The sequence below is a fragment of the Pseudomonas sp. B7 genome (genome assembly GCF_016735645.1).
Lineage (GTDB): Bacteria > Pseudomonadota > Gammaproteobacteria > Pseudomonadales > Pseudomonadaceae > Aquipseudomonas > Aquipseudomonas glycinae.
Map to the genome: position 1 here is coordinate 927,157 of NZ_JAERRE010000001.1, position 26,462 is coordinate 953,618.

Annotated in this window: 28 protein-coding genes, 1 pseudogene and 1 riboswitch; of the genes and pseudogenes, 15 read left to right on the plus strand and 14 right to left on the minus strand. The window is 60.7% G+C overall.

Going from position 1 to position 26,462, the window contains the following annotated elements:
- Nucleotides 1–12: 12 nt before the first annotated feature.
- The 3 genes from JKA62_RS04355 to JKA62_RS04365 all read right to left on the minus strand — a co-directional run bounded on the left by JKA62_RS04355 (nucleotide 13) and on the right by JKA62_RS04365 (nucleotide 4,707).
- Complete coding sequence (locus JKA62_RS04355) at nucleotides 13–1,902, minus strand: DUF1302 domain-containing protein (protein ID WP_011335887.1); 1,890 nt, start codon at nucleotides 1,900–1,902, stop codon at nucleotides 13–15.
- Nucleotides 1,903–2,238: 336 nt separating this feature from the next.
- Nucleotides 2,239–3,921: a fatty acid--CoA ligase gene (locus tag JKA62_RS04360; RefSeq protein WP_201816476.1), complete on the minus strand. Its 1,683-nt coding sequence runs from the start codon at nucleotides 3,919–3,921 to the stop codon at nucleotides 2,239–2,241.
- Between the two features lie 156 nt (nucleotides 3,922–4,077).
- Nucleotides 4,078–4,707, minus strand: a complete 630-nt coding sequence (locus JKA62_RS04365; RefSeq protein ID WP_011335889.1) for a LysE family translocator — start codon at nucleotides 4,705–4,707, stop codon at nucleotides 4,078–4,080.
- Between the two features lie 91 nt (nucleotides 4,708–4,798).
- Between JKA62_RS04365 and JKA62_RS04370 the strand changes: the two genes are divergently transcribed.
- The 3 genes from JKA62_RS04370 to JKA62_RS04380 all read left to right on the plus strand — a co-directional run bounded on the left by JKA62_RS04370 (nucleotide 4,799) and on the right by JKA62_RS04380 (nucleotide 7,632).
- Nucleotides 4,799–5,764: a 2-hydroxyacid dehydrogenase gene (locus JKA62_RS04370; protein WP_011335890.1), complete on the plus strand. Its 966-nt coding sequence runs from the start codon at nucleotides 4,799–4,801 to the stop codon at nucleotides 5,762–5,764.
- Between the two features lie 33 nt (nucleotides 5,765–5,797).
- On the plus strand, nucleotides 5,798–6,796 hold the full coding sequence (locus JKA62_RS04375) for a class I SAM-dependent methyltransferase (RefSeq protein WP_011335891.1): 999 nt from the start codon (nucleotides 5,798–5,800) through the stop codon (nucleotides 6,794–6,796).
- Between the two features lie 39 nt (nucleotides 6,797–6,835).
- Nucleotides 6,836–6,960: riboswitch (yybP-ykoY riboswitch) on the plus strand.
- A gap of 87 nt (nucleotides 6,961–7,047) precedes the next feature.
- On the plus strand, nucleotides 7,048–7,632 hold the full coding sequence (locus JKA62_RS04380; RefSeq protein ID WP_007956837.1) for a TMEM165/GDT1 family protein: 585 nt from the start codon (nucleotides 7,048–7,050) through the stop codon (nucleotides 7,630–7,632).
- Nucleotides 7,633–7,676: 44 nt separating this feature from the next.
- On the opposite strand, the gene JKA62_RS04385 is transcribed toward JKA62_RS04380, so the two are convergent.
- Nucleotides 7,677–8,495, minus strand: coding sequence for a M48 family metallopeptidase (locus JKA62_RS04385; protein WP_011335892.1), 819 nt, complete (start codon nucleotides 8,493–8,495; stop codon nucleotides 7,677–7,679).
- A 1,352-nt stretch (nucleotides 8,496–9,847) separates the two neighbouring features.
- Here JKA62_RS04385 and JKA62_RS29170 point away from each other — a divergent pair.
- Both JKA62_RS29170 and JKA62_RS29175 read left to right on the plus strand, forming a co-directional pair.
- Nucleotides 9,848–10,042: pseudogene (locus tag JKA62_RS29170) on the plus strand (HAMP domain-containing protein); the annotation flags it as partial.
- Nucleotides 10,043–10,156: 114 nt separating this feature from the next.
- Nucleotides 10,157–10,900, plus strand: coding sequence for a methyl-accepting chemotaxis protein (locus tag JKA62_RS29175; RefSeq protein WP_373423139.1), 744 nt, complete (start codon nucleotides 10,157–10,159; stop codon nucleotides 10,898–10,900).
- Between the two features lie 44 nt (nucleotides 10,901–10,944).
- Here the strand turns inward: JKA62_RS29175 and JKA62_RS04395 are convergent, their stop codons facing one another.
- From JKA62_RS04395 to JKA62_RS04405, 3 genes are read right to left on the minus strand one after another with little or no spacing between them, the layout of a single operon-like run.
- Nucleotides 10,945–11,568, minus strand: coding sequence for an SOS response-associated peptidase (locus JKA62_RS04395; protein WP_011335894.1), 624 nt, complete (start codon nucleotides 11,566–11,568; stop codon nucleotides 10,945–10,947).
- A 36-nt stretch (nucleotides 11,569–11,604) separates the two neighbouring features.
- Complete coding sequence (locus JKA62_RS04400; RefSeq protein ID WP_011335895.1) at nucleotides 11,605–11,865, minus strand: putative signal transducing protein; 261 nt, start codon at nucleotides 11,863–11,865, stop codon at nucleotides 11,605–11,607.
- Nucleotides 11,866–11,874: 9 nt separating this feature from the next.
- Nucleotides 11,875–12,057 carry a CPXCG motif-containing cysteine-rich protein gene (locus JKA62_RS04405; RefSeq protein ID WP_011335896.1) on the minus strand — a complete coding sequence of 61 codons (183 nt, stop codon included), beginning with the start codon at nucleotides 12,055–12,057 and terminating at the stop codon, nucleotides 11,875–11,877.
- Nucleotides 12,058–12,199: 142 nt separating this feature from the next.
- On the opposite strand from JKA62_RS04405, the gene JKA62_RS04410 reads away from it, so the two are divergent.
- Nucleotides 12,200–13,363, plus strand: a complete 1,164-nt coding sequence (locus tag JKA62_RS04410) for a 1-acyl-sn-glycerol-3-phosphate acyltransferase (protein WP_170928982.1) — start codon at nucleotides 12,200–12,202, stop codon at nucleotides 13,361–13,363.
- A 49-nt stretch (nucleotides 13,364–13,412) separates the two neighbouring features.
- On the opposite strand, the gene JKA62_RS04415 is transcribed toward JKA62_RS04410, so the two are convergent.
- On the minus strand, nucleotides 13,413–13,691 hold the full coding sequence (locus tag JKA62_RS04415) for a hypothetical protein (RefSeq protein WP_011335898.1): 279 nt from the start codon (nucleotides 13,689–13,691) through the stop codon (nucleotides 13,413–13,415).
- 193 nt (nucleotides 13,692–13,884) lie between these two features.
- On the opposite strand from JKA62_RS04415, the gene JKA62_RS04420 reads away from it, so the two are divergent.
- Nucleotides 13,885–14,091 (plus strand): hypothetical protein, encoded by a 207-nt coding sequence (locus JKA62_RS04420; RefSeq protein ID WP_039766399.1) that lies wholly within the window; start codon nucleotides 13,885–13,887, stop codon nucleotides 14,089–14,091.
- 55 nt (nucleotides 14,092–14,146) lie between these two features.
- On the opposite strand, the gene JKA62_RS04425 is transcribed toward JKA62_RS04420, so the two are convergent.
- On the minus strand, nucleotides 14,147–14,731 hold the full coding sequence (locus JKA62_RS04425) for a YajG family lipoprotein (protein WP_011335900.1): 585 nt from the start codon (nucleotides 14,729–14,731) through the stop codon (nucleotides 14,147–14,149).
- 190 nt (nucleotides 14,732–14,921) lie between these two features.
- Here JKA62_RS04425 and JKA62_RS04430 point away from each other — a divergent pair, with 190 nt between their 5' ends.
- Together JKA62_RS04430 and mqo are read left to right on the plus strand one after the other, a co-directional pair.
- A complete protein-coding gene (locus JKA62_RS04430) occupies nucleotides 14,922–15,155 on the plus strand; it encodes a hypothetical protein (RefSeq protein WP_011335901.1) in 234 nt (77 codons plus the stop codon).
- 700 nt (nucleotides 15,156–15,855) lie between these two features.
- Nucleotides 15,856–17,364, plus strand: coding sequence for a malate dehydrogenase (quinone) (gene mqo / locus JKA62_RS04435; protein ID WP_201816482.1), 1,509 nt, complete (start codon nucleotides 15,856–15,858; stop codon nucleotides 17,362–17,364).
- A gap of 74 nt (nucleotides 17,365–17,438) precedes the next feature.
- Here mqo and JKA62_RS04440 read toward each other — a convergent pair whose 3' ends face one another.
- The 3 genes from JKA62_RS04440 to JKA62_RS04450 all read right to left on the minus strand — a co-directional run bounded on the left by JKA62_RS04440 (nucleotide 17,439) and on the right by JKA62_RS04450 (nucleotide 18,912).
- Nucleotides 17,439–17,726, minus strand: a complete 288-nt coding sequence (locus tag JKA62_RS04440) for a PA4642 family protein (RefSeq protein ID WP_007951679.1) — start codon at nucleotides 17,724–17,726, stop codon at nucleotides 17,439–17,441.
- 63 nt (nucleotides 17,727–17,789) lie between these two features.
- On the minus strand, nucleotides 17,790–18,269 hold the full coding sequence (locus tag JKA62_RS04445) for a hypothetical protein (RefSeq protein ID WP_007951680.1): 480 nt from the start codon (nucleotides 18,267–18,269) through the stop codon (nucleotides 17,790–17,792).
- A gap of 85 nt (nucleotides 18,270–18,354) precedes the next feature.
- Nucleotides 18,355–18,912, minus strand: coding sequence for a hypoxanthine-guanine phosphoribosyltransferase (locus JKA62_RS04450; RefSeq protein WP_007951681.1), 558 nt, complete (start codon nucleotides 18,910–18,912; stop codon nucleotides 18,355–18,357).
- A gap of 165 nt (nucleotides 18,913–19,077) precedes the next feature.
- On the opposite strand from JKA62_RS04450, the gene upp reads away from it, so the two are divergent.
- On the plus strand, nucleotides 19,078–19,716 hold the full coding sequence (gene upp / locus JKA62_RS04455; protein ID WP_011335903.1) for a uracil phosphoribosyltransferase: 639 nt from the start codon (nucleotides 19,078–19,080) through the stop codon (nucleotides 19,714–19,716).
- A gap of 2 nt (nucleotides 19,717–19,718) precedes the next feature.
- The gene (locus tag JKA62_RS04460) at nucleotides 19,719–20,993 is read left to right on the plus strand and encodes a uracil-xanthine permease family protein (protein WP_011335904.1); all 1,275 of its coding nucleotides are present in this window, start codon (nucleotides 19,719–19,721) and stop codon (nucleotides 20,991–20,993) included.
- Between the two features lie 98 nt (nucleotides 20,994–21,091).
- On the opposite strand, the gene hemH is transcribed toward JKA62_RS04460, so the two are convergent.
- Together hemH and JKA62_RS04470 are read right to left on the minus strand one after the other, a co-directional pair.
- A complete protein-coding gene (hemH, locus tag JKA62_RS04465; protein ID WP_011335905.1) occupies nucleotides 21,092–22,117 on the minus strand; it encodes a ferrochelatase in 1,026 nt (341 codons plus the stop codon).
- A 13-nt stretch (nucleotides 22,118–22,130) separates the two neighbouring features.
- The gene (locus JKA62_RS04470; RefSeq protein ID WP_011335906.1) at nucleotides 22,131–23,033 is read right to left on the minus strand and encodes a TIGR01777 family oxidoreductase; all 903 of its coding nucleotides are present in this window, start codon (nucleotides 23,031–23,033) and stop codon (nucleotides 22,131–22,133) included.
- 197 nt (nucleotides 23,034–23,230) lie between these two features.
- On the opposite strand from JKA62_RS04470, the gene JKA62_RS04475 reads away from it, so the two are divergent.
- The 4 genes from JKA62_RS04475 to JKA62_RS04490 all read left to right on the plus strand — a co-directional run bounded on the left by JKA62_RS04475 (nucleotide 23,231) and on the right by JKA62_RS04490 (nucleotide 26,444).
- Nucleotides 23,231–24,217: an NAD(P)/FAD-dependent oxidoreductase gene (locus JKA62_RS04475; RefSeq protein WP_011335907.1), complete on the plus strand. Its 987-nt coding sequence runs from the start codon at nucleotides 23,231–23,233 to the stop codon at nucleotides 24,215–24,217.
- Entirely contained in the window at nucleotides 24,214–24,429 is a 216-nt protein-coding gene (locus JKA62_RS04480) for a TIGR02450 family Trp-rich protein (protein ID WP_064383996.1), read from the plus strand. The genes JKA62_RS04475 and JKA62_RS04480 overlap by 4 nt, the downstream gene beginning before the upstream one ends.
- A gap of 111 nt (nucleotides 24,430–24,540) precedes the next feature.
- The gene (locus JKA62_RS04485) at nucleotides 24,541–25,503 is read left to right on the plus strand and encodes a YbgA family protein (RefSeq protein ID WP_011335909.1); all 963 of its coding nucleotides are present in this window, start codon (nucleotides 24,541–24,543) and stop codon (nucleotides 25,501–25,503) included.
- On the plus strand, nucleotides 25,503–26,444 hold the full coding sequence (locus JKA62_RS04490; RefSeq protein WP_011335910.1) for a MerR family transcriptional regulator: 942 nt from the start codon (nucleotides 25,503–25,505) through the stop codon (nucleotides 26,442–26,444). Before JKA62_RS04485 ends, JKA62_RS04490 begins: the two co-directional genes overlap by 1 nt.
- Nucleotides 26,445–26,462 lie beyond the last annotated feature (18 nt).

A 26,462-nucleotide genomic window follows, 5' to 3' on the forward strand; every position in this document is an offset into this window, starting at 1 on the left:
GAAATGCAGTGCTTAGAAGTTCACGCCGAAGCTGAGCGCCACGAAGTCGCGGTCATCCACGGTGGTGTACTTGCCGTCGAAGAAGTTGGTGTAGGCCAGACTCGCGGTGTAGGTGTTCTGGTACTCGGCATCGACGCCCAGGCTCACCGCCTTGCGACCTTCTTCGAAGTTGCCGCCAGGGCCTGGCGAGTAGCCGCTGACGTCGTGGGACCAGGCCACGTTCGGCTTGAGGTTCACGCCGGCGAACACGTCGTTGTATTCCCAGATGGCGCGACCGCGATAGCCCCACGAAGTCGAGGTGGTGAAGCCTTCGTCGGTGCAGTTGCGGCTGCGGTTGTTCTGCGGCGAGCCGGGACCCGCACCATTGATGGTGCTGGCGTTGAGGATGTTGGCGCAGGTGTTGGCACCGCCCGTGGCCGGCAACTCGCCCGGACCGTAGACCGGGTCACGGCCGTAACGGACGTCGGAGGTGCTTTCCAGGCCGCCGACGTGAGTCACACCCACTTCGCCCACCAGGGTCAGACGGCTGGCGCCCATGACCTGATCGAAGAAGTGCGTCAGGGTGGTCTGGAACTGGGTGATCTCCTTGCGACGGTAACCGTGCAGGTCCTGGCCAGGCACACCGGTCAGCAGCGAAGCATTGGACAATGCACCACCCAGCGGACGTACACCGGCAAACAGGATGTCGGTGGAATTCAGTTGCACCGGCGCGTTCGGACGGTAGCTGATTTCGCCACTCCAAGCCGTACCGGTAGGCAGGGTGGTGGAGAAGCTCAGGCCATACAGGCGAATGTCTTCAGGGTATTCAACGAAGTACTGCGAATTGCCGGCCACCAGCAGTGGTGCAAGCGCAGCGAACGGCCCCGGCAATCCCCTGGCGGTGTTGTAGACCGACTGTGGCGCCCCCGTAGCGCTGAAGATCGGCGCACGGCTGTGGTAGTTCATGAAGTACGCGCCGAACTCGGTATCGAGCGGGTCGAACATGTATTTGAAGGACGCGCCCCACTGGCCGCTGTCCCGTGCATCGCGATCGCCTCCGCGACGCACCAGTACGCCTTCCTGGTTGACGTCCACACCGTTGGCCGCCAATGGCCCCAAAGCAATGGCAGGAATCGTCGAACGCTTGTTCAGCACGCGCAGGTTGCTGTCGCAACCGTCGGCAATGATGTCCGGCTGGGAGAAGAAGGTGCCGCAGTTGTCGACGACGGTCTGGTCCCACTCAAGCTGATAGAACGCTTCGGCGGACAGGTTGTCGGTCAGGCTCTGGGACACGTAGAACATGTTGACCGGGATCAGGCCTTCCTTGATCTCGGCGCCCGGACGACGAAACGCAGACACGTCGATCGGGTTGATCGAGTTGATGCCGCCGCCGATGAAGGTACTTTCACCCCAGCTCACCACCTGCTTGCCCAGACGCACGGAGCCCGGCTGATCGGCAATCGCGTAGTTGTGGTAAACGAAGGCATCGAGGATCTGACCGCCGGCGGACTTGGCGCCTTCCTTGCGGTTGCTGTCGCTGATGTCCTTGAACTCGCGGCTCTCGTCCTTCAGTTCGAAGTCGTACCAGTACTTGCCTCGGACGAATACGCCGGTGTCGCCGTATTTCAGTTCGAGGTCATGGATGCCCTTGAAGATCTTCGAGAACGTTTCGCCGCTCTTGAAGTTGGCATGGCCGTCGTCGGAAGTCTGGGACAGACCGTGACCGCCGTTGTTGACGCCGATGAGGTTCTTGTTCGGGCTCTGGGTGGACCAGCTGGCACCGATCGACAGGGAGGAGTCGAACTGGCCTTCGATTTCACCGACGTTGAAACTGACGCCGAATGCGGGCCCGGCGAGCGAAGAAGCAAGACTGACGGCCAGAGGCAGCTTTGCCCGGCGCCAGAACTGGTTTACTGAGGTCATCGACGCTACTCCATGTGCATTATTGTTATGGCAGTGAGTACTTTTAAAAACGCCTGAAGGACCGGGTGCCAGAGGCTTCCCGAAATCGCTTCAATGTTGCATCGCCCCGTTTGTGCGTGTGCCCCGTTCTTAAAAATCCTTGAGCGGACTATAGCCAGCAGGTGGTACTGCTTGATCCCTCTAAAGTGTGATTTGCAGCTGCCGGCCACTCTGGAACAGTCCTTTCGCCAGTCCGACACATGTCGGCACGGCAAGGATGGCTGAAAATTCGAATTTCACAAGCCAAGCGCTTGCTTGGTGGGCCTGGCGCGCCGTTTTCGGCGCGCCAGGGGACGCTCAGAGCGTCGAGAGGAAGGTGCTGTTGTTGGCCTGCCATTCGGTGATGTCGAGGCGGATGCGCTTCTTGTCGAGCTTGCCGACACTGGTCTTGGGAATTTCAGTAACAAGGGCGATCTGACTAGGTATCGCCCACTTGCTCAAGTGCCCCAGTTCAACGAACGGCTTGAGGTGTTCCTTGAGCTCGCGCGCCCCGATGGCGTGACCTTCACGGACCACCAGCAAGGCAAACGGGCGCTCGCCCCACTGCGGATCGGCGATGCCCACCACTGCTACTTCACGTACCGCGACGTGGCGGCTGATCAGGTCTTCGAGGTCCAGCGAGGAGATCCATTCGCCGCCGGTCTTGATCACGTCCTTGATCCGGTCGCGGATATCGATCACACCCATGGCGTCGAGCGTCGCTACGTCGCCGGTGTGCAGCCAGCCGCCGGCCCACAGCTCGGCGCCCTTCTGCGGTTCGTTGAAGTAGCCCTCGGTCAGCCACGGTGCGCGCAGTACCAGTTCGCCCTGGGTCTCGCCGTCTGCCGGGAGGAAATTGCCCTCGGTGTCGACGATCGCCGCTTCGACCAATGGCCCCGGCACACCGGCCTTGATCCGGTAGGTGGTGCGCTCGTCTTCGGTGCCGGCCATCAATTCATCGTTCAGATGCGCACATGAAACCAGAGGCCCGGTTTCCGACATGCCATAGGCAGCCGTCAGCTGAATGCCCTTGCTCTTGGCCGTTTCATACAGCGTGCGATTGAGCGCGCTGCCGCCGATGACGATTTTCCAGCCGCCGAAGTCGGTGCCTTGCGCGCCCTTGGCGTTGAGCACCATCTGCAGGATAGTCGGCACGCAATGGGAGAACGTGACCTTTTCCTTGCGCCACAACTCGACCAGGAATTCCGGGTCGTAACGCCCCGGATAAACCTGTTTCAGCCCGAGCATGGTCGCCACGTAAGGCAGGCCCCACGCATGCACATGGAACATCGGGGTGATTGGCATGTACACGTCGTTGGTGCCCAGCAGCCGCACGCTGTCGATGGCGCCCATGATGGTCGACACGCCCATGGTGTGCAGCACCAGTTGCCGATGGGTGAAATACACGCCTTTCGGATTGCCGGTGGTACCCGTGGTGTAGAACGTGGTGGCGACCGAGTTTTCGTCGAAATCCTTGAAGTCGTACTGCGGACTCGCGGCCGCCAGCAGTTGCTCGTACTCGCCCACCAGATTCGGCAGATCCGCGGTTTTTTCCGGCAGATCGGTCAGCAGCAGGGTTTTCTCCACCGTGGTCAGGTGTGGCGCAATAGCCTGGTACAGCCCGACGAACTCGCTGTTGACCAGCACGAAGCGGTCCTCGGCGTGGTTCATGGTGTAGAGGATCTGTTCCGGCGACAGGCGCACGTTGATGGTGTGAATCACCGCGCCGATCATCGGGATCGCAAACATGCACTCCAGGTAGCGATGGCTGTCCCAGTCCATCACCGCCACGGTGTCACCGGCCTTTACGCCAGCAGCCGTCAGTACGTTGGCCAGCCGCGCGACCCGCTCGATCAGGGTCGGGTAGCTGTAGCGCAGCTGGTCACGGTAGATGATCTCGCGGGTTTTCTCGTAACGGGCACCGGACATCAGCAGCCGTTTAATCAGCAGTGGATACTGGTACGCCCCTTCGGCGGGCGGAATAACGCGAGTCTGCAACATAAGAATCCCTTTTCTGACTGCACGGTGTTGGCTTTGGAGTTTCGTACTCTAGAACCCTTATACGTCAGCCAAATCAGCCAAAGGAATGATTTGCAGAGCCGTACAAATGCTAGCTTTGCGCCAGCATTTGCCGAAACAGATGACAGCGCAGAAGGATCAGTGCATCTCGGTGAACGCGAGTTTCACGCCAATCGCGATCAGTACAGCGCCCATGGTGCGGTCGAACCAGTGGCCCATACGGGCGAAACCGGCGCGCACGCGCTGCTGGCTGAACAACATGGCCACCAGGCAGAACCAGGTCGCGGTCGCGACAGCCAGATAGATCCCGTAACCAGCCTGGACTGTCAGCGGGGTGTGCGGGTTGATCACCACGGTGAACAGCGACAGGAAGAACAGCGTGGCTTTCGGGTTCAGGCCGTTGGTCACGAAACCCGAGGTGAACGCGCCACGAGCGGTGCGTTCGCCGACCTCTTTGTGCAGATCATCGGTGACGGTTTTCGCCGGTTGCGCGCGCAGGGCCTTGAAGCCGATGTACAGCAGATAAGCGGCGGCGGCCCATTTAAGGGCGTTGAACAACACGATCGATTGGGAAACGATCAGCCCGATCCCTAGCAGCGAATAACCCACGTGCAGGAAAATCGCCGTGCCCACGCCCAACGCGGTCCAGGTCCCGGCGCGTCGACCATGGGTCACGCTTTCGCGCACCACCACGGCGAAATCAGGACCGGGGCTGGCGACGGCCAGCAGGTGGATCAGGGCAACGGTCAAGAATTCGGTCCAGTACATGGGGGCTCCTTTCGGCCAAGCGTAACGAGTTGTTTCATCTGGTAGGCTCGGCAGATTACGCCTTCCCTTCAAAGCACAACAGGTACAGTTGATGACGAACGCCCACCGCGCCGTATTCCTCGATCACCCGTCGCTGGATCTTGGCGATCTCGATCTGAGCCCTTTGCGTGACTGCTTCAGCGATCTGCAACTGTTCGCCCAGACGTTGCCTGCGCAGGTTGCCGAACGCCTGCAAGGTGCGACCGTGGCGATCAGCAACAAGGTCCTGATCGACGCCGCCGCCATGGCCGCCAACCCACAGCTGAAGCTGATCCTGATCACCGCCACCGGTACCAACAACGTCGATCTGGCCGCCGCCCGCGCCCACGGCATCACCGTGTGCAACTGTCAGGGTTACGGCACGCCGTCGGTGGCGCAGCACACGATCATGCTGTTGCTCAACCTCGCCACGCGCCTGGCCGATTATCAAAAAGCCGTCAGCCAAGGCCGCTGGCAGCAAGCGAAACAGTTCTGCCTGCTGGATTACCCGATCGTCGAGCTGGAAGGCAAAACCCTTGGCTTGCTCGGTCATGGCGAACTCGGCGGCGCGGTCGCGCGACTGGCCGAAGCCTTCGGCATGCGCGTGTTGCTGGGGCAGATTCCGGGGCGCCCGGCCCGTCCGGATCGCCTGCCACTGGAAGAATTGCTGCCGCAAATCGACGCCCTCACCCTGCACTGCCCGCTCAACGAACACACCCGGCACTTCATCGGCGCCCGCGAACTCGCCTCGATGAAACCCGGCGCGTTCGTGGTCAACACCGCCCGTGGCGGACTGATTGACGAACAGGCTCTGGCCGACGCCCTGCGCAGCGGTCATCTGGGCGGCGCGGCCACCGATGTGCTGAGCGTCGAGCCGCCGACCAACGGCAATCCGCTGCTGGCCGCCGACATCCCGCGCCTGATCGTCACCCCGCACAACGCCTGGGGCAGCCGCGAGGCGCGGCAGCGAATCGTCGGCCAACTGGTCGAAAACACCCAGGCGTTCTTCAGCGGTAAGGCGCTGCGGGTCGTCAGTTGATAAACTGCGGCACTTTTTTTCACAGGAGCAGTTATGGATCCGCGCAGTGAAGTACTGCTTCGTCAGGCCGAGTTATTCCAGGGTTCGGTGTTGCTGGCCGGTTTGCCTGCCGATGATCTGCTGGGGCGCCTGCCCGATGCGTTTGGCTGGTGCTGGCACGCCGGCGATCAGGCTGCACTCGATGCGCGCTTCGAAGGGCGCAGCCATTTTGGCGTGAACGTGCCGGAGCGCTCGTTCGACACCGCCGTGGTGTTCCTGCCCAAGGCCAAGGATCTGACCGATTACATCCTCAATGCCGTGGCTTCGCGTCTGGCCGGACGTGAGGTGTATCTGGTCGGGGAAAAGCGCAGCGGCATCGAGGGCGCGTCCAAACAGCTCAACCCGTTCGGCAAACCACGCAAGCTCGACAGCGCACGACACTGTCAGCTGTGGCAAGTGACGGTGGCCAACGCACCTGAAGCCAAACCGCTGGAAAGCCTGGCGCAAACCTACGAACTGCCGCTGGCCGAAGGCCCGTTGAAAGTCATCAGCCTGCCGGGCGTGTTCAGCCATGGCCGACTGGATCGCGGCAGCGCCCTGCTGCTGGAACACCTGGACAAACTGCCGAGCGGTCATTTGCTGGACTTCGGTTGCGGCGCCGGCGTACTTGGCGCGGCGGTCAAGCGTCGTTACCCGCACAATCAGGTCACGTTGCTCGACGTTGATGCCTTCGCTGCCGCCAGCAGCCGTTTGACTCTGGCAGCCAACGGTCTGGAAGCCGAGGTGCTGACCGGTGACGGCATCGACGCCGCGCCGATGGGTTTGAACGCGATTCTGAGCAATCCACCGTTCCATGTCGGCGTCCACACCGATTATTTCGCCACCGAGAATTTGCTGCGAAAAGCGGCCAAACATCTGAAAAACGGCGGCGAACTTCGTCTGGTTGCCAACAGCTTCCTGAAATACCAGCCGCTGATCGAGGAGCATCTCGGAGTCTGTGCGATCAAGGCCGAAGGCAATGGTTTCCGGATTTACCGGGCCAAGCGCGGCTGAAAATTAGCACTTGCCGAATGGATTACGCCTAGGCAGAATCCGCTCCGTCCTAGGGGAGTAGTCTCCCACGAGCGCCAAGCTCGTCCGGCATACGTCAACATACTTGATCCTCAGATCATGGCGTATGCGACCCAAGCGTCCGCACCAGACGGATCGCAGGGTTTGACAAGACCTATGACACGCACACCTTACCCGGGGCGGGAAGGCTGTACGTGTCATAGCCGTGTCGACCCGCCCCTTAGGAAATCCTGATGCTGGACTCGTTACTCGTTCCCACCGCAATCGTTGCCTTGGCCGAAATCGGCGACAAGACGCAACTGCTCGCGCTGATTCTCGCCGCTCGCTTCCGCAAACCCTGGCCGATCATCGCCGGTATCGTGGCTGCGACCCTGGCCAACCACGCGGCAGCCGGTGCGGTCGGCGCCTGGTTCGGCAGTTTCTTCTCCGATTCGGTCCTGCACTGGATTCTCGCCGCGAGCTTCGCCGCCACCGCCCTGTGGACGCTGGTGCCGGACAAGATGGATGACGATGAAGCCAGCACCGCCCGCAAGTTCGGGCCATTCCTGACCACGCTGATTGCGTTCTTCCTCGCGGAAATCGGTGACAAGACTCAGATCGCTACCGTAATGCTGGCGGCGCAATACCCGGAGCTGTGGCTGGTGATCATCGGTACGACGGCGGGCATGCTGATCGCCAACGTGCCGGTGGTACTGGCGGGTAATTTTGCAGCGGAGAAACTGCCACTGACCCTGATCCGTCGACTGGCCGCCTCGGCGTTCCTGATCCTGGCGATCGTCGCGGTGTACAAGGCGATGCAGAGCAGCGGCTGGGTTTGATTCCGCTGACCGCTCCCGCACTGAGTGCGGGAGCGGTCCTGGCCTCAGGACTTGGGCGCTTTCTCGTAAAGCGGCATGACCTTCGGAATCGCCGCCTGCAAGGCAGCGGTGCGACTGCTGGAGGACGGGTGAGTGCTCATGAACTCCGGCGGCGCGCCTTCAGAGGCCTTGCTCATCTTGTTCCACAGGGTAATGGCAGCATTCGGGTTGTACCCGGCACGCGCGGCCAGTTCCAGACCGATCAGGTCGGCCTCGTTCTCGTTGGCGCGGCTGTTGGGCAGCGTCATGCCGTAGTTGGCCACGGTGTCGGCCAGCGCCAGGCTGTCCTGCCCCAGGCCGAGCAACGCACCGGCGCCCTGCTTGGCCATTTCGATGCCATAAGCCTTGGACATGGCTTCACGACCATGCTCGCGCAGGGCGTGGGCGATTTCATGACCCATGACCGCGGCGATTTCATCGTCGGTGAGTTTCAGGCTGTCGATCAGACCGGTGTAGAAAATGATCTTGCCGCCAGGACCACAATTGGCGTTGAGCTCGTCGCTCTTGATCAGGTTCACTTCCCACTGCCATTGCGCCGCATCCGGACGGAAGTTCGGCGCCTGAGCGATCAAGCGGTTGGCAATCGCCTGAACACGTTTGGCATCGTTGCTGGTCTTGTCCAGCACGCCTTTGCTGGACGCTTCGCCCACGGTCTTCTGATAGGACTGGGCATACATCTGGTCGACCTCTTGCGAGGACAGCATGCTGAACATGTACTGCTTGCGCTCGACGCCCACGGCACCGCCGCTGGTGGTGTTGACCGACTGACAACCGGCCAGCAACAGCGCTGCGCTCAGTGCACTTACAACCAATGTCTTGTTCATTCAAAAGCTCCCTGAAAACCTGCCGCGTATCCTAGGCGGGTAATGGTATCGACGCCAGATACAACGGACGTGTTGCACCTGATTTCAGAAGACCTCCTTCTGACCTGTAGGAAAACATTCATATCCACCGACAAACCCGCTGCAACTGCGTCGCTCACTGATCCATTTGCGACATTGCGCTGCAATTACTCTCTCTATACCTCATGGCTCAATAGTGGCTGCCGATACAACAGCGCAGACGTCCTCTCGCGTGCGGAGCTCCCATGAAGTTCAAGTCGATCCAGTTTTCCGTGGCAGCCCTGGCCGGCGCCATCGTGCTCAGCGTAGTCGCTGCGCTGGTGCTGTATGCGCTGTTCTCCGGTGCCCGCACCCAGGAAATGGTCCAGCAACGGACTCAGGCCCAGTTCGAGCAAGTCATCGAACAGCGCCTGACGTCGCTGGCGCAGACTCAGGTCAGCCAGATCCAGCGCGAACTGGAAGCGCCGCTGCTGATTGCCGGCGGACTGGTGCGCGTCAACGCCCTGCTCGGCACACCGGGCGCCGACGGCCAGCCACGCCTGAACGTCAGCCGCGAGCAACTGATCAGCCTGATCAAGGAAAACGTCGAGAAGAATCCGAAGATTCTCGGCACCTACATCGGCTGGGAAAAGAACGCACTGGACCACAATGACGCGGCCTACGTCGGCACTCAGGTTGTCGGGATCGATCCCGCCAACGGGCGCTTCCTGCCGTGGTGGTTCCGCAACGACGACGGCACCCTGGGCCTGGACAAACTGGTGGACGTCGACGACCAGAAAGTCCTGTCCACCGGCGTGCGCGCCAGCGAGTACTACCTGTGCTCGAAAGAAACCAAAAAGTCCTGCGTGATCGATCCCGCCCCGTACAAGGTCGGCGACAAGATCGTCATGCTCGCCTCCTTTATTGAACCGATCATGCTCAACGGCGCCTTCCAGGGCATCGTCGGCGCCGACCTGTCGGTGAACTTCATCCAGGAAATGCTCCTGGGCGCTAACCAAAAGCTTTACAGCGGCGCCGGGCAAATGGCCCTGATCGGCAGCAACGGCCGGATCGTCGCCTATACCAAGGACCCGAGCAAATTCGGCGAGAAGGTCAGCGACATTCTCGACGCCCAACAGATTGCCAACATGGCCAATCTCAAGCGCGGCGAAGTGACTTACACCGTCAATAAAGAGCAAGGCCGGATCGAGTTGTATCTGCCGTTCGGCATCGGCCAGACCGACGCGCGCTGGACACTGATGCTGCAACTGCCGCTAGACGCGGTGATGGCTGATCTGCAAAAGCTGCAAGGCGACCTCGATGCCCAGCGCAAATCCGACACCTTCGGCATGGCCATGGTCGGCCTGATCATCGCCGGCCTCGGCCTGCTGGTGATCTGGCTGGTGGGCCACGGCATCGCCCGTCCGCTGAAGCAAATGGTGACCATGCTCGATGACATCGCTCAGGGCGAAGGTGACCTGACCCGTCGTTTGACCAGTGATCGCAAAGACGAACTCGGCTCCATCGCCAAAGGCTTCAATACCTTCCTCGCCAAATTGCAGGGGATGATCACGCAGGTGGTGGCGTCGGTACAGAGCGTCAGCGATTCCTCGGAACACACCGCGGACATCGCGATCCGTACCAATATCGGCATACAGAAACAGATGGCCGAGATCGATCAGGTGGCCACCGCCGTGCAGGAAATGACCGCCACCGCCCAGGACGTCGCGCGCAACGCGACCCAGGCGGCACAAGCCGCCAGCCATGCCGATCAGGCCGCCAGTCAGGGCATGCAGATCGTGCGTGACACCTCCAACTCGATTGGCGTGCTGGCCGTGGAAATCGGCAAGGCCGTGAACGTGGTGCAGACCCTGGCCAAGGACAGCGAAAACATCAACGCGATCCTGATCGCCATTCGCGGGATCGCCGAGCAGACCAACCTGCTGGCCCTCAACGCGGCGATTGAAGCGGCCCGCGCGGGTGAACAAGGACGCGGTTTTGCGGTGGTGGCCGATGAAGTGCGCAACCTGGCGCAGAAAACCCAGCAGGCCACCGAAGAAATCCAGAGCATGATTCAGCAACTGCAACAGGGTACTCGCGATGTAGTGCGGGTCATGGAAGACAGCCAGAACCGCACCGACGAAAGCGTGCAACACGCGGCCAAGGCAGCCGAAGCGCTGGAAACCATCACCCAGGCAGTGTCGGTGATCAACGACATGAACACCCAGATCGCCAGTGCTGCCGAAGAACAGAGCGCGGTGGCCGACGACATCAACCGCAACGTGATCAATATCGGTCAGGTGGCCAATGAAGTGGCGGGTGGTGCGGATGAGTCGAGTTCGGCGAGTGCGGATCTGACCAAACTGGCGGAGCAGCAGCGGCGGTTGATCAATCAGTTCAAGGTGTAAAGACGCCGGAAGGTCCTTCGGACCTTATCGCGAGCAGCGACACATCAGGCCGGAGTCAGACACTCCGGCCCGTTGAGTTTCGGATCATTGACCAGATTCGCCAGCACCCGCTCGCGCAAGGCGGCGGGCTCGCTGGCAAGCAGGCCTTGCAGAACATGCAGTGGCGTCTCGGGATCAAGCCACGCCGCCTGCCCCGCCTCATCAAGAATCAACGGCCGGCGCTGACTGGCCGCCGACTGGGTGATCACAGCCGTGCTAAGCCACACCTGTTCCTGCACCGGATACGCCTCCCAGATCGCCGCAAAAAACAGCGAAGCCCCTTCTCCCGGTGTCAGCCAGTACGGCCGTTTGCGCACGTTGCCGCGCCATTCGTAGAAACCGTTGGCCGGCAGCAGGCAGCGCCGCAGCCGCAGGGCCTCGCGGAACATCGGCTGTTCGGCGACGGTTTCGGCCCGAGCGTGGGCCGGCGTGCGCGACAGGTCGGTCAGCCACGGCGGTGTCAGCCCCCAACGGGCACGGGCGAGCGTGCGCTGGCCGTCGGGCTCGGCGCGCAGCATCAGCACCGAATCGTTGGGGGAAATGTTCCACTGCGCCTGCTGATCGGCGGGAAAACCTGGCAGGTTCGCAAAATCGCGGTTCCAGCGAAACAGGGCATAACGTCCACACATGGGGCAGCACGACTCACAAATAAAACGAACGCCAGCCTAACAGACCAGCGTCCCGGGATAGCTGTCCGGTTCATCGCCGGGCAGCGGCAGCGCGGCATTGTACGCACTGATCAGCTCGCGGGCGTATTCGGCCTGGTCGTTATCCACCGACAGACCCAACAGGCCAAAAATCGGCAACTCCCCCGTGCCGCCCAGCAGATCGCGCCCGACCAGATGCGCCTCGATGCCTTCGCTGGCGAGCATGCCCTTGAGCATCTCGCCTTCCATCAGGTTTTCCGGCTCGTAGATTCGCTGCATGGCCGCGCCTCACTCGTTTTCGCTGAAGACTTCCAGAAACCAGTCCTCTCCATGGACCTGCAATACAAAGGTGATCGGCCGACAACACACCTGACAGTCTTCGATATAGGTCTGGTCGCCAGCGGAGAGATCCACGGTCGTCTCGACCTCTTCACCACAATACGGACATTCATATACTGCGCTTTCCAGCATCGCGGTCTCCCGGGTGACTTGTGCGTATAATCGCCGGTCTATTTGCAGGGCTATTTTTGTCTGGCTACTTTTTCAGACCGTGCCCCGTTGGTTTTCGATCAAAACCTTTACTTACCCTAGCCGTTTCCAACAAGAGAGCATGATGGGCGAATTCGATGCCATCCGACCTTACGACGACAGCGAAGTACCTGCGGTACTGGCGCGACTGCTCGGCGACAAGGCGTTTCTAGATATCCTCACCCACTTCCGCTTCCCGCGTTTTGCCGGTGCCTTCGGCTGGATGCTCAAACCACTTATAGCCCATCGGCTGCGTCGTGAGTTCGCCGACGTGACCTCCGTGGCCACTTTGCAGGACAAGGTCGAGTTCTACGTCGACCACACCATCGAGCGCGCCACCGATGGCGTGACCTACACCGGTGTCGAGCAATTCAAGTCCGGCAGCGCGTATCTGTTCATCGCCAACCACCGCGACATCGTGATGGACCCGGCCTTCGTCAACTACGCCGTGTACCACGCCGGCCTGCCGACCCCACGCATCGCAATTGGCGACAACCTGCTGCAAAAGCCGTTCGTCAGCGATCTGATGCGTCTGAACAAGAGCTTCATCGTGCACCGTTCGATCACCGGGCGCCGCGAGAAAATGGCGGCGTATCAACTGCTGTCGGCGTACATCAACCACTCGATCCGCAACGATTGCGCCTCGATCTGGATCGCCCAGGCCGAAGGCCGCGCGAAGGACGGCGACGACCGTACCGAGTCGGCGATCCTCAAGATGTTCCACATGAGCCGCAAGGACGAGCCGTTCGGCGAAGTCATTCAGTCGCTGAACCTGACCCCGGTGTCGATCAGCTACGAATACGACCCGTGCGACCAGGCCAAGGCCCGCGAGCTGTACATCCGCGCTACCACCGGCACCTACAGCAAGGCACCGGGCGAGGATGACGTGAGCATTGCCAAGGGCATCACCGGCTACAAGGGCCGGGTGCACGTGAACTTCGCCGCGCCGATCACCGAGCTGTTCGAGGACACCAAGCAATTGGCGGTCGAAATGGACAAGCAGATTCTCGGCGGCTACCGGTTGTTCCCGGTGCATTACCTGGCATACGCGCAGTGGGCTGATGCCGATCCGCAGTTGAACGTACCGAAGGCTGCCGAAGTGTTCGGTGCCGAGGAACTGGCCAAGGCCCAGGAAGAATGGCAAAGCCGTCTGGACGCTTGCCCGCAAGAGCATCGTCCGTATCTGGTACTGCAATATGCGACGCCGGTGCGCAATCAGTACCGGGTCAAGGCTGGCCTGCCGCTGTAAGCGGTTTCGGCAAGAGACAAAAACGGCGCCTTCGGGCGCCGTTCTTCGTTCAGAAGCGGGTGCTGATCCAGGACACCAGCAACGCCAGGCCCAGGCAGGCAAAACCGAAGCGATAGAAGAAGCGGTTCATGCGCAGGGTCGCCCAATCGAGCACCGGTTCCTGATCCGGCTGACTCTGACGCTGGGCCGCGATACTGGCCATCGCCCGTTGTTCACGGCGGCGGGTCGCGTGCAGCAGCCAACTGCCGGGGAAGGCCAACAGCAGGGCCAGCAGGTTGATCAGTTTGGCGGGATGGGCGGTAAACAGCGTCATCAAATGCAGCGACATCACAGACCTCAATCTAAACCGGTATGGCGAACGCCAGACCGACGACCGCGACGCGGATTCTACCGAAACACTCCCTGACGGCCCTAGCCTTTGCGACAAATAACCCATCAATCGACCGATGGCTGTCCTGTGTCACGGCATCGTCATTTGTTTCAGTCACCCTGCGCGCCTCGAAACCGACATGGAACGCGACATGCTTCACGCTGAAAACCAGGATCGCCTGTACCTCATCTCCCCGTCCGACGAACAGCAGACCCTCGTCGGCAGCCTGGCCTTCAATGTTCAGGACCGCCACTGGCTGGTGTATTGCGCCCTCGGCGGCCATCAGCATGCGGACTTGCCCGAGACTGATTTGCTGACCGGCGTCAGCGTTCTCGACTTCTATTCACAAGCCGCCTGAACGAAAAAGCCCGGAGCCATCACTGGCCCCGGGCTTTTTCACATCAACCGAACACTTACTCGGCGAGGACCTGACCCACGGTCGGGTCCTTGAACAGACGGGTCAGCGCATCGCTCAGCACGTCGCTGACCAGTTTGGTGTTGGTTTCCTGGTTCGGCGCCATGCCGAAACGCTGGTCCAGCGAGGCACCGTAACGGCCGCTGTAGCGACGGTTGCCGCTCTGCACGTCGGAGCGGAAGGTCGCGCCGATGGTGGCCTCGGTCACGTACATGCCTTCTTTCGGCGACTGGTATTTCAGTTCAGTCAGGGTCACGGTCAGTTGTGGAGCATTCATCGCGCCGTTGGACGGGGTGAAGCCCAGCAGACGTACGGCCGCTTCGGCCTGAGCCTGCAACTTCGGCAGGATCTGCTCGCGCTGCACGGTGATGGCGCTGGTTTCCGGGTACAGGCCGCCACGGGTGCCGAGGGTTGGCGACGGACGACCGTCGACCACGCGGACCACGACAGGCTGGCCATGGCCGACCGGTGCCAGCTGAGTGGTCAGCTTCGGTTCCGGGCTCAGTTGTTGCGGGCTGTGGGCGCAGCCAACCAGGGTCAAACTGGTCACAGTGATCAAACCGAACAACAGGCGTTGCAACATGCTCTTCTCTCCAGAATCAGGCACAGACAGGCCGGCAGTATAGCGGTGGGCCACTGTGGGTCACCAGCACTGAAATCTCAGACAAAACCCGCTGCCAACGGTTCCTGTCACACATTCGTCACCCCCCATACACGTGCGCGTCACGGCCCTTTGCCAATCTTGCTCACAGATCCCTAAAAGGAGCACAGCCATGCGCTATCTGATCTCGTTGTTCGCCCCACGCCCACTGCACCGCAGCTTCGCCCTGCTCGACCACAACGGCCATTGCCAGGCCTTCAAGCAATGCAGCCTGCAACCGATGGGTGACGGCTGGGTGGAAATCGAGGAAATCCGTCTCAACTGGCTGCACCAGCCACTGCCCGCCAGCGCCCGGGTCGAACAGCAGCGCCCACGCGCACGGGCTCAGGCGATGTTGAGCATCTGACCGGATGCCTAATAAAAGTCATTAAACTCGACCAACTCCGCGCATTTCTTCGATACAATCTCCCCCCGATTATAAGGACGTCTCCTGATCGGGCCCCGCAACAGCGTCAATGCGCTTGCATTGGCATCCAAATCGCCCACAGAGAGCCGCCCACACAGATCGAGTGAAGCTGGCGTGCTTGCTGTTTCCCTGGCAAATCCCGCTTTTCGCGAATCTGCAGAGCTGTCATGACGCTCGGCCACTGAGTTGTTTGCCCCTCCGGGCACGGTGCCAGCCCCGGACAGCCCTTTTTGAGGTTCACGTCTTCAAAAGAGCGTGAAAAAAACGGGTTTTCACAACTTCACAAGAGTGTGGCGAGCAAATGAATAGTTTTGCGTCTGAACATGCACCATTAGCGTCTGAAACAGCCCAACGACACAGGAACGGGAACGCCTCGACTACCGGAGCCTGAAGCCTGTCCGCTACGGATTTGGTTGCACAAACGGATGTCTCGACCATAAGTCGAATTGCCAGCCCCGTGCCGAAATGAGTTCATGGGACTCTTTAAGCCAGGCCGCACGCATCCGTCGAAGTTGCGAAAAATTGCGAAGATTCGGACATGGCACACCTGACCAAGGATACCCGGGGCTCAACTGACCTGCCCTGGACGCCTGGCAGCCATGCCGACAATTTGGTGCTGCAGATTTTGGAGACGCGTTAAATGGCGCATAACGAAGCAGTCGACGTAGTTCTGGTTGGGGCCGGCATCATGAGTGCCACCCTCGCAGTACTGCTCAAAGAGCTCGACCCGGCGATCAAGCTGGAAGTCGTCGAGTTGATGGATTCCGGTGCCGCGGAGAGTTCCAACCCCTGGAACAACGCCGGTACCGGCCACGCCGGCCTGTGCGAGCTGAACTACACGCCGCAGGCTGCCGACGGCACCGTCGACATCAAGAAGGCCGTGCACATCAACACCCAGTTCGAGGTGTCGAAGCAGTTCTGGTCGTACCTGACCAAGAAAGGCACGTTCGGCTCGTGCAAATCCTTTATCAGCCCGGTGCCGCACCTGAGTTACGTCGAGGGTGAGAAAGGCGTGTCGTTCCTCAAGGAACGTTTCAATACGCTGCGCAAGCATCACGCCTTCGCCGACATGGAATACACCGAAGACAAGGCGAAGATGACCGAGTGGATGCCGCTGATGATGCCGGGTCGTCCGAAAGACCAGGTGCTCGCCGCCACCCGCGTGATCAACGGCACCGACGTCAACTTCGGCGCCCTGACCAATCAGCTGCTCAAGCACCTGACCAGCGCACCCGATGCCCAGGTCAAGTACTGCAAGCGCGTGACCGGCCTCAAGCGTAACGCCAACGGCTGGACCGTCAGCATCAAGGACGTCAACAGCGGCAGCAGCCGTGAAGTCGACGCCAAGTTCGTATTCCTCGGCGCCGGTGGCGCGGCCCTGCCGCTGCTGCAAGCCTCGGGCATCGAAGAGAGCAAAGGCTTCGGCGGCTTCCCGATCAGCGGCCAGTGGCTGCGTTGCGACAACCCGGAAGTGGTCAAGCATCACCAGGCCAAGGTTTACAGCCAGGCCGCCGTGGGTTCGCCACCGATGTCCGTGCCGCACCTGGACACCCGCGTGGTCGACGGCAAGAAATCCCTGCTGTTCGGGCCATACGCCGGTTTCACCACCAAGTTCCTCAAGCACGGATCCTTCATGGACCTGCCGATGTCGGTTCGCGCCGGCAACATCGGGCCGATGCTGGCCGTGGCGAAAAACAACATGGACCTGACCAAGTACCTGGTCAGCGAAGTGATGCAGTCGATGGAACAGCGTCTGGAATCCCTGCGCCGTTTCTACCCGGAGGCGAAAGCCGAAGACTGGCGCCTGGAAGTAGCCGGCCAACGGGTGCAGATCATCAAGAAAGACCCGAAAAAAGGCGGCATCCTGCAGTTCGGTACCGAACTGGTGGCAGCGAAGGACGGCTCCCTCGCCGCCCTGCTCGGCGCTTCGCCAGGCGCTTCGGTGACCGTCTCAATCATGCTGGAACTGATCGAGAAGTGCTTCCCGGCCAAGGCCAAGGGTGAGTGGGCTGCCAAACTGGCGGAAATCTTCCCGGCCCGCGAAAAGGTCCTGGAAACCGACGCTGCGCTGTATCGCAAGATCAACACGCAGAACAACGTCGCGCTGGAACTGGTTGAAGCCAGCAACGAGACCGAAAGCTACGCCTGATTCGGCTCCATGAAAAACGCCCCGCACTCGGTGAGTGCGGGGCGTTTTTTATGCCTGTGGAAAACTTCGGGCTATCAGCCGCGTGCTTTCTCGATCAGCTCGATGTATTCCGGGGCATTGCGCTGATCGCGGATCTGATCGACGAAGGTCTTGCCGTGCTCGTCCTTGCCGTCCACGTCATAACCGGCGGCAACGAAGAACGTCAGGAAACGCTCGAAATCGTCGATGCGCAGGCCACGGTAAGCCTTGACCAGTTTGTGCAGCGACGGCGAGGTGGCGTCGACCGGCTCAAAATCGAGGAACAGCTTGATCTGCTCATCGCCGATCTCGTCACCAATCACTTGCTTCTTATCTTTACGCATTGCCGACTCCAGCTCGCAGACATTTCACGGGGCGGGCAGTTTACCCCTGCGCAGGCACAAGGCTCAACGCGAGCGCGTACTGCCGGTGTGCAAATCAGCCCAGATGTGGCCGTTGGCGTAGGTCAGAAACTGGCAATACACGGTGTCGTTGCGCAACAGATCGATCACCACCCGGTACTGCGCCAGCGGATAAAAGAGCGTCAGGGTCTTGCTCTTGTCGTCATACACCGGCTTTTTCAGGCTTTTGCTTTCGCCATCGAAGTTGACCAGCACCTGATTGATCGTCGCGCCCTTGTTCAGGGATTTGCCCTTGAGGCGGATCATCAACGGCGAGGTCACCGGGATCGGCTGCTGATTGGACTGGCGTTGGGCGCCGACCACCACGGAATAGTCGGTAACCTGCAACAGTTGCTGCTGCTCGGGTTCGGCATCGCGCAGGGTCAGGTCGTCCGGCGGCAGGAATTGACTGTGCATCGGGGCGGCGGCCAGGGGCAGGCTGAGGGTCAGCAACAGGGCGGCGCAGCTGCGGATCAAGAGGCTCATGACAGGCTCCGGGGGCGGGGCCGAGCACTTTAGCAGCCTTTAAAGCAAAAGATCGCAGCCCGGGGCTGCGATCTTTCAGGGGTTCTTACATGCCTTTGACGGCGAAGATCCCGTTGGCGTTGCGCCAGTAGCCTTTGTAGTCCATGCCGTAACCGAAGATGTAACGGTCGATGCACGGCAGACCGACGAAATCGGCTTTCAGGTCAGGACGGGCCTTGCGATCGTGATCCTTGTCGATCAGCACGGCGGTGTGCACTTTACGTGCACCGGCGTGACGGCAAAAGTCGATGATCGCGCCCAGGGTGTGACCTTCGTCGAGGATGTCGTCGATGATCAGCACGTCACGGTCGATGAACGAGACTTCCGGCTTGGCTTTCCAGAACAGGTCGCCGCCGCTGGTTTCGTTGCGGTAACGGGTGGCGTGCAGGTAGGACGCTTCCAGCGGGAACTGCAGATGCGTCAGCAGTTTGCCGGAGAAGATCAGGCCGCCGTTCATCACGCAGAACACCACCGGGTTGCTGTCGGCCAGTTGTTCGTTGATTTGTGCACCGACGCGGGCAATGGCAGCCTCGACTTCAGCTTCGGTGTACAGGCAGTCAGCCTCTCGCATGATTTGACGGATATGCTCGAGATCAGCGGACATGGCGCTCTCCAAGGGGGGTCTGTTTCGGAAAAGCGGGCAAAGGTACGCATCCCGCACGGCCGAATCAAGCATTTGTGGACTAACGTACTGTATGTCCTATAGGACATCACCCTCGGATAGATTAATCTAGGCCGGTTTTTTTGCCCGCCGCCGGAGCCTTTCCCCATGTCCATCCAAGAGATCCGCCATCCGCTGATCCGTCACAAACTTGGCCTTATGCGCCGTGCAGACATCAGCACCAAGAATTTCCGTGAGCTCGCTCAGGAAGTCGGTGCCCTGTTGACCTATGAAGCTACCAAAGACCTGCCGCTGGAAACCTACGATATCGAAGGTTGGTGCGGCACCGTGTCGGTCGAGAAAATCGCCGGCAAGAAGATCACCGTCGTGCCGATCCTGCGTGCCGGCATCGGCATGCTCGAAGGCGTGCTGAGCCTGATCCCGGGTGCGAAAGTCAGCGCCGTCGGCGTTGCCCGTAACGAAGAAACCCTGCAGGCCCACACCTATCTGGAAAAACTGGTTCCGGAAATCGACGAACGCCTGGCGATGATCATCGACCCGATGCTCGCCACCGGCAGCTCCATGGTCGCGACCATCGACCTGCTGAAGAAGGCCGGTTGCAAGGACATCCGTGCGATGGTGCTGGTTGCCGCGCCGGAAGGCATTGCCGCTGTCGAGCAAGCCCACCCGGACGTGATCATCTACACCGCGTCCATCGATCAGAAACTCAACGAGCACGGTTACATCATTCCTGGGCTTGGCGACGCCGGTGACAAGATCTTCGGCACCAAGCAGAAGGACGCGTAAGCATGCAGCAAGAGTTCAACGATCCGCTCTGGCGTACGGTGCTGTCCGGCGCACAGATGCTGTTCGTGGCTTTCGGCGCCCTGGTGCTGATGCCACTGATCACGGGCCTGGACCCGAACGTGGCACTGTTTACCGCAGGTTTAGGCACGATTCTGTTCCAGATCGTCACCGGGCGTCAGGTGCCGGTGTTCCTGGCATCGAGCTTCGCCTTCATCACCCCGATCATTCTCGCCAAGGGCCAGTTCGGCCTCGCCGCGACCATGGGCGGCGTGATGGCGGCCGGTTTCGTCTACACCTTCCTCGGCCTGGCCGTGAAGATCAAAGGCACCGGGTTCATTGACCGTCTGCTGCCGCCAGTCGTAATTGGCCCGGTGATCATCTCCATTGGCCTGGCCATGGCGCCGATTGCCGCGAACATGGCGATGGGCAAGGCCGGTGACGGTTCCGAGCTGATCCATTACCAGACCGCAATGATGATCTCGATGCCGGCACTGCTGACCACGTTGATCGTGGCGGTGTTCGGCAAAGGCATTTTCCGTCTGGTGCCGATTATTTCCGGGGTGCTGGTGGGCTTTGCCATGTCCTTCTATTTCGGTGTCGTCGACACCGCGAAGATTGCGGCGGCCCCATGGTTTGCACTTCCTCATTTCACCGCGCCGGAGTTCAACTGGCAGGCGATCCTGTTCATCGTCCCGGTGGCGCTGGCCCCGGCCATCGAACACATCGGCGGCGTGATTGCGGTCGGCAGCGTGACCGGTCGCGACTACCTGAAGAAGCCGGGCCTGCATCGCACCCTGCTCGGTGACGGTATCGCCACCACGGCTGCCGGCCTGTTCGGCGGTCCGCCCAACACGACCTACGCGGAAGTGACTGGCGCGGTGATGCTGACCAAGAACTACAACCCTAAAATCATGACCTGGGCGGCGATCTTCGCCATCAGCCTGGCGTTCATCGGCAAGTTCGGCGCCCTGCTGCAAAGCATTCCGGTGCCGGTGATGGGCGGGATTCTGTGCCTGCTGTTCGGTTCGATCGCGGCGGTGGGGATGAACACCCTGATCCGTCACAAGATCGACCTGGGCGAAGCGCGCAATCTGGTAATCGTTTCGGTGACCCTGGTGTTCGGTATCGGCGGTGTGCTGGTCGGCACCGGGACCGGCCCGGACGACTTCGGCCTCAAAGGCATCGCGCTGTGCGCGGTGGTGGCGATTGCGCTGAACCTGCTGCTGCCGGGTAACGACAGCTGGAAACAGAAGAAGGCGGATGAGCCGCTGATCTAAGCCCTTAGCTTCATCGCCTGAAAGACCGCTATCGCCAGCAGGCTGGCTCCCACATTGAAATGCGCTTTCCTGTGGGAGCAAGCCTGCTGGCGATGCTTTTAGAGGGCCAATGGCGCCCGTTCACACAACGTTGCCAACGCCTTCGCCCATTGCGGGTCGTCATTCAGACACGGCACCAGCACCAACTCTTCTCCCCCCGCCTCGCGGAACTGCTCCTTGCCGCGATCGCCGATCTCTTCCAGGGTCTCGATGCAATCGGCGACAAACGCCGGGCACATCACCAGAATCTTCTTCACGCCACTTTTGGCCAGCTCATCCAGCCGCGCTTCGGTGTAGGGTTCGATCCATTTCGCCCGGCCCAGCCGCGACTGAAACGACACCGACCATTTGCCGTCCGGCAGGCCCATGCGTTCTGCGAACAGCGCCGCTGTGCGCAGGCACTGGGCGCGATAACAGGTGGCCAATACAGCAGCCGAAGCATTCTTGCAGCAATCTTCATTCTTGAAGCAATGGTTACCGGTCGGGTCAAGCTTGGTCAGGTGCCGCTCCGGCAAACCATGGAAGCTCAGCAACAGGTGATCGTAATCCTGCTGCAAGTGCGGTCTGGCGCTCGCCACCAGCGCGTCGAGGTATTCCGGCTGATCGTAGAACGGCTGCAACACCGACAGCTGCACATCGAGTTTTTTCTCGCGCACCACACGCTTGGCTTCTTCGATCACGGTGGTCGTGGTGCTGTCGGCAAACTGTGGATAAAGCGGCGCGAGGGTGATGCGTTTGTGTCCCGCCGCGACCAGTTTCAGCAGATTTGTCTCGATGGACGGCTCGCCGTAACGCATGGCCAGCTCAACCGGGCCGTGGGTCCATTGCGCCTTCATCTGCTGCTGCAGGCGACGACTGAGGACCACCAGCGGCGAGCCTTCATCCCACCAGATCGAGGCGTAGGCGTGGGCCGACTGCTCGGGGCGCTTGATCAGGATCAGCGACACCAGCAGACGCCGCACCGGCCACGGCAGGTCGATCACGTAAGGATCCATCAGGAATTGATTGAGATAGCGGCGCACGTCGGCCACCGAAGTGGAGGCCGGCGAACCCAGGTTGACCAGAAGCAAGGCGTGATCGGTCATGCAACGTCCTATTTCAGAGGCGGCTGGAAAGATCGTCCAGGGCCGCGCGTAAATCCGTGAACCGGAAAGTGAATCCCGCTTCCAGCAAGCGCTTGGGCATGGCCCGTTGGCCACCCAGCAACAGCAATGACATCTCGCCGAACCCGACCTTCAAGGCGAGGGCCGGCATCGGCATGAACGCCGGGCGGTGCAGCACACTGCCCAGCGTCTTGGCGAACTCGCGATTGCGCACCGGTTTCGGCGCGCACGCATTATAAGGACCGCTCGCCTGATTGCAGTGCAGAAGAAAATCAATCAGGGCGATTTGATCGTCGATATGAATCCACGGCATCCACTGCCGACCGTTGCCCAAAGGCCCGCCCAGCCCGAGCTTGAACGGCAGCAGCAGGCGCGACAAAAAGCCGCCCTCGGCCGACAGCACCAGCCCGGTGCGCACCAGCACCACGCGAATACCCATTGCTTCGGCGCGTTGCGCAGTTTCTTCCCAGGCGATACACAACTGGCTGGCGAAATCGTCGATCACCGGCGGCGAGTCCTCGGTCAACTCGCGCTCGCCGCCGTCACCGTACCAACCCACGGCCGAACCCGAGATCAGCAGTGACGGTTTCTGCCCGCGTTTTTCCAGCCACGCCAGCAACGATTCGGTCAGCGAGATCCGGCTGCTCCACAACAGCGCCTTGCGTCGATGGGTCCACGGCCGGTCGGCAATTGGCGCGCCGGCGAGGTTGACGATCACGTCGACCGGCTCGTCGCCAAGGTCCTCCAGACGCGCAATGCCACGCACCTGGGCACCACAGATGTTCGCGACTTTTTCCGGACGACGACTCCAGACCGTCAGGCGATGCCCCTGCCCGGACCAGTGCCGGCAAAGCTGGCGTCCGATCAATCCAGTACCGCCGGTCAGCAATATGCGCATGACTTCTTCCTCGCGTGGCGTTTTACCCTGATCACTAGTCTATTTTTATAAACAGGGATCTTTTCTATCGGGCAGGCTCTATTGTTTAACCATAGGCCAAGCTGTCAGAACCAGAACGCTGGAAGTTATACCAAAAAACAGAATTGTACAGGTTTCATCCACGGCGTAGTCTGTACAGAAAGGTAAACGAGGCCCCTATGACTGTACCTATCGCAATCATTGGCACCGGCATCGCCGGACTCTCCGCCGCCCAGGCTCTTACGGATGCCGGGCATACCGTCCAGTTGTTCGATAAAAGCCGCGGCAGCGGCGGGCGCATGTCGAGCAAGCGCAGCGATGCCGGCTCGCTGGACATGGGCGCGCAATACTTCACTGCCCGTGACCGACGCTTCGTGACCGAAGTCCAGCGCTGGCAAAGCAAAGGCTGGGTCGCCGAATGGGCACCGCAGCTCTACACCTTTCATGGCGGGCAGTTGAACCTGTCGCCGGACGAACAGACCCGCTGGGTCGGCACGCCGCGCATGAGCGCCATCACCCGGGGTCTGCTCGACGGACTGGAAGTGCACTTTGCTTGTCGGATCACCGAGGTCTATCGCGGTGAAGAACACTGGCACCTGCAGGACGCCGAAGGTTTCACCCACGGGCCGTTCAGCCATGTCGTCATCGCCACACCGGCGCCGCAGGCCACAGCCCTGCTGGCCGCTGCGCCGAAACTCGCCGGTGCCGCCGCCGGAGTGAAAATGGACCCGACCTGGGCCGTCGCCCTCGCCTTCGACACACCGCTGGATACGCCGATCGAAGGCTGCTTCGTCCAGGACAGCGCCCTCGACTGGCTGGCCCGCAACCGCAGCAAACCGGGACGCGAGACCACCTGCGACACCTGGGTCCTGCACGCCACCAGTGCCTGGAGCCGGCAGCACATTGACCTGCCCAAGGAAGCGGTGATCGAACAATTGCACGGCGCCTTTGCCGAATTGCTGCACAGCGCCATGCCGGCCCCGACCTTCAGCCTCGCCCACCGCTGGCTCTATGCCCGGCCGGCCAGCAGTCATGAATGGGGCACCCTGGCCGACGCCGACCTGGGTCTGTACGCCTGTGGTGACTGGTGCCTGTCGGGTCGGGTCGAAGGGGCATGGCTCAGTGGTCAGGAGGCGGCAAGACGCTTGCACGAACACTTGCTGTGAACCGTATCAATCCGCGCAAATTGCTGCTGTCGAAATGGACAGCAGCCCACCCGCAAAACCGTGAAAAGCATTTTCTGGTGACCGAACTGTTCCGTGACGAGGACGGTACGGTGCTGGAAATCGAATTGCAGGCTGTGCTCACCCGGCGTACCGAGCAATGCGACTGGCGCGCTTTGCAGGATGACTCACACTGGAAAATGGGCTGGCGCTAAAAACCTCAAAAAACTTATACAAAAAGTTTGACTTGTACACCCATGAATCTATGCTGAGAGAATGTTGTACAGATCTATTCGTCTGTACAGGATCAGATTCGAGGTTGTTGCATGTCCGACTCATCGACGTCCCTGCCAAAAATCGCCATCAGCGCCTGCCTGATGGGGGCCGAAGTTCGCTACAACGGCGGCCACAAGGAATCGCGTTTGTGCAGCCGCACCCTGGCCGAGCATTTTGAGTTCGTTCCCGTCTGTCCTGAGGTAGCGATTGGTCTCGGGATACCCCGCGAGCCGATTCGTCTGGTGGGCGACCCGCAAAAGCCTGATGCGGTCGGCACCGTCAATCCATCGATCAATGTTACCCAGCCACTGGCCGCTTACGGCGAGAAAATGGCCGGGGAACTCAGTGACATCTGCGGCTACATCTTCATGCAGCAATCGCCGTCCTGCGGACTGGAGCGGGTCAAGGTCTACCACGCCAACGGCGCACCGGTGAATGGTGGCGGGCGCGGCATTTACGCCGACGCGTTCTGTGCACGGCATCCGGACCTGCCGGTGGAAGAAGCCGGGCGTCTTAATGATCCGGTGCTGCGGGAAAATTTCATCACCCGCGTACTCGCCTACCGCGAATGGCAGCAAGTGCTCCAGCAAGGCTTGAGCCGCCGCGCGCTCACCGACTTCCATTCGCGCTACAAATACCTGCTGATGGCTCACAATCCGGTGCAATACAAGGCGCTGGGCAATCTGCTGGGCAACATGGGCCGGACCGACCCGATCGAACTGGGCCCACGCTATTTCAGTGAACTGATGGCGGCACTCAAGAAATGCGCCACCCGCCGCACCCACAGCAATGTCCTGCAGCACATCAGTGGCTACCTGAAGCAGGCCATCAGCCCAGAAGACAAACAGGAAGTGCAGCACATCATCGGCCAATACCGACACGGCATCGTGCCGCTGGTGGTACCGCTGACGCTGCTCAAGCATCACTTTCGCCTCCACCCGGATCCCTACATTGCGCAGCAGGTGTACCTGCAGCCGCATCCGGAAAACCTCAGTCTGCGAAACGCCATTTGATGAACGACTCACCCGACACCAGCGCCCGGGAAGACCTCGGCGCCGACTTCAAGAAAGCCCTCGACGAAGGCTGGCTGCCGATCCGCGAAGTCGCGCGTCAGACCGGCGTCAATGCCGTCACCCTGCGCGCTTGGGAACGGCGCTACGGGCTGATCGTGCCGCAACGCACGCCCAAGGGCCATCGCCTGTACAACGCCGATCATGTGCTGCGTATCCAGAATATTCTCACCTGGCTCAACCGTGGCGTAGCGGTCAGCCAGGTCAAACCGCTGCTCGACACGGCGCAGGCCTTGAACGAACCGGTGGAAGACGAATGGCATCCCCTGCGTCAGGCCGCCCTGTTGGCGGTCACTCAACTGAACGAGCGCAGCCTTGACGACAGCGTCAACCAGGCGATGGCGCTGTATCCGCCACGCACCCTGTGCGAGCAATTGTTGCTGCCGCTGCTGAGCGATCTCGAACAACGTTGGCAGGGCCAGTTCGGCGCGCAGATGGAGCGCGTGTTCTTTTATGCCTGGTTGCGCAGCAAATTCGGCGCACGCATCTACCATAACAACCGTCAGTTGCGCACTGCGCCGCTGCTGCTGGTCAATCAATCGGATCTGGCGCTGGAGCCGCATCTGTGGCTCTGCGCCTGGCTCATCAGCAGCGCCGATTGCCCGGTACAAGTACTCGACTGGCCGCTGCCGGCCGGCGAACTGGCATTGGCAACCGATACCCTGCAAGCCCGTGGCGTACTGCTGTATTCCAGCAAAGCCCTGAACCTTGCCCAACTGCCGAAACTGTTGAATGGCATCAGTTGCCCGAAACTGATTGCCGGACCCACGGTGTGCATTCACCACGCCGAGTTGTCCGCCAGAACTTCCGAAATCGCAGATCTGCTGCTGGCCGAAGATCCTCTTTCGGCGCATCGGGCACTCGTTCAGCGTGGGTTGATTTAATGATTCAGACAGAAACCG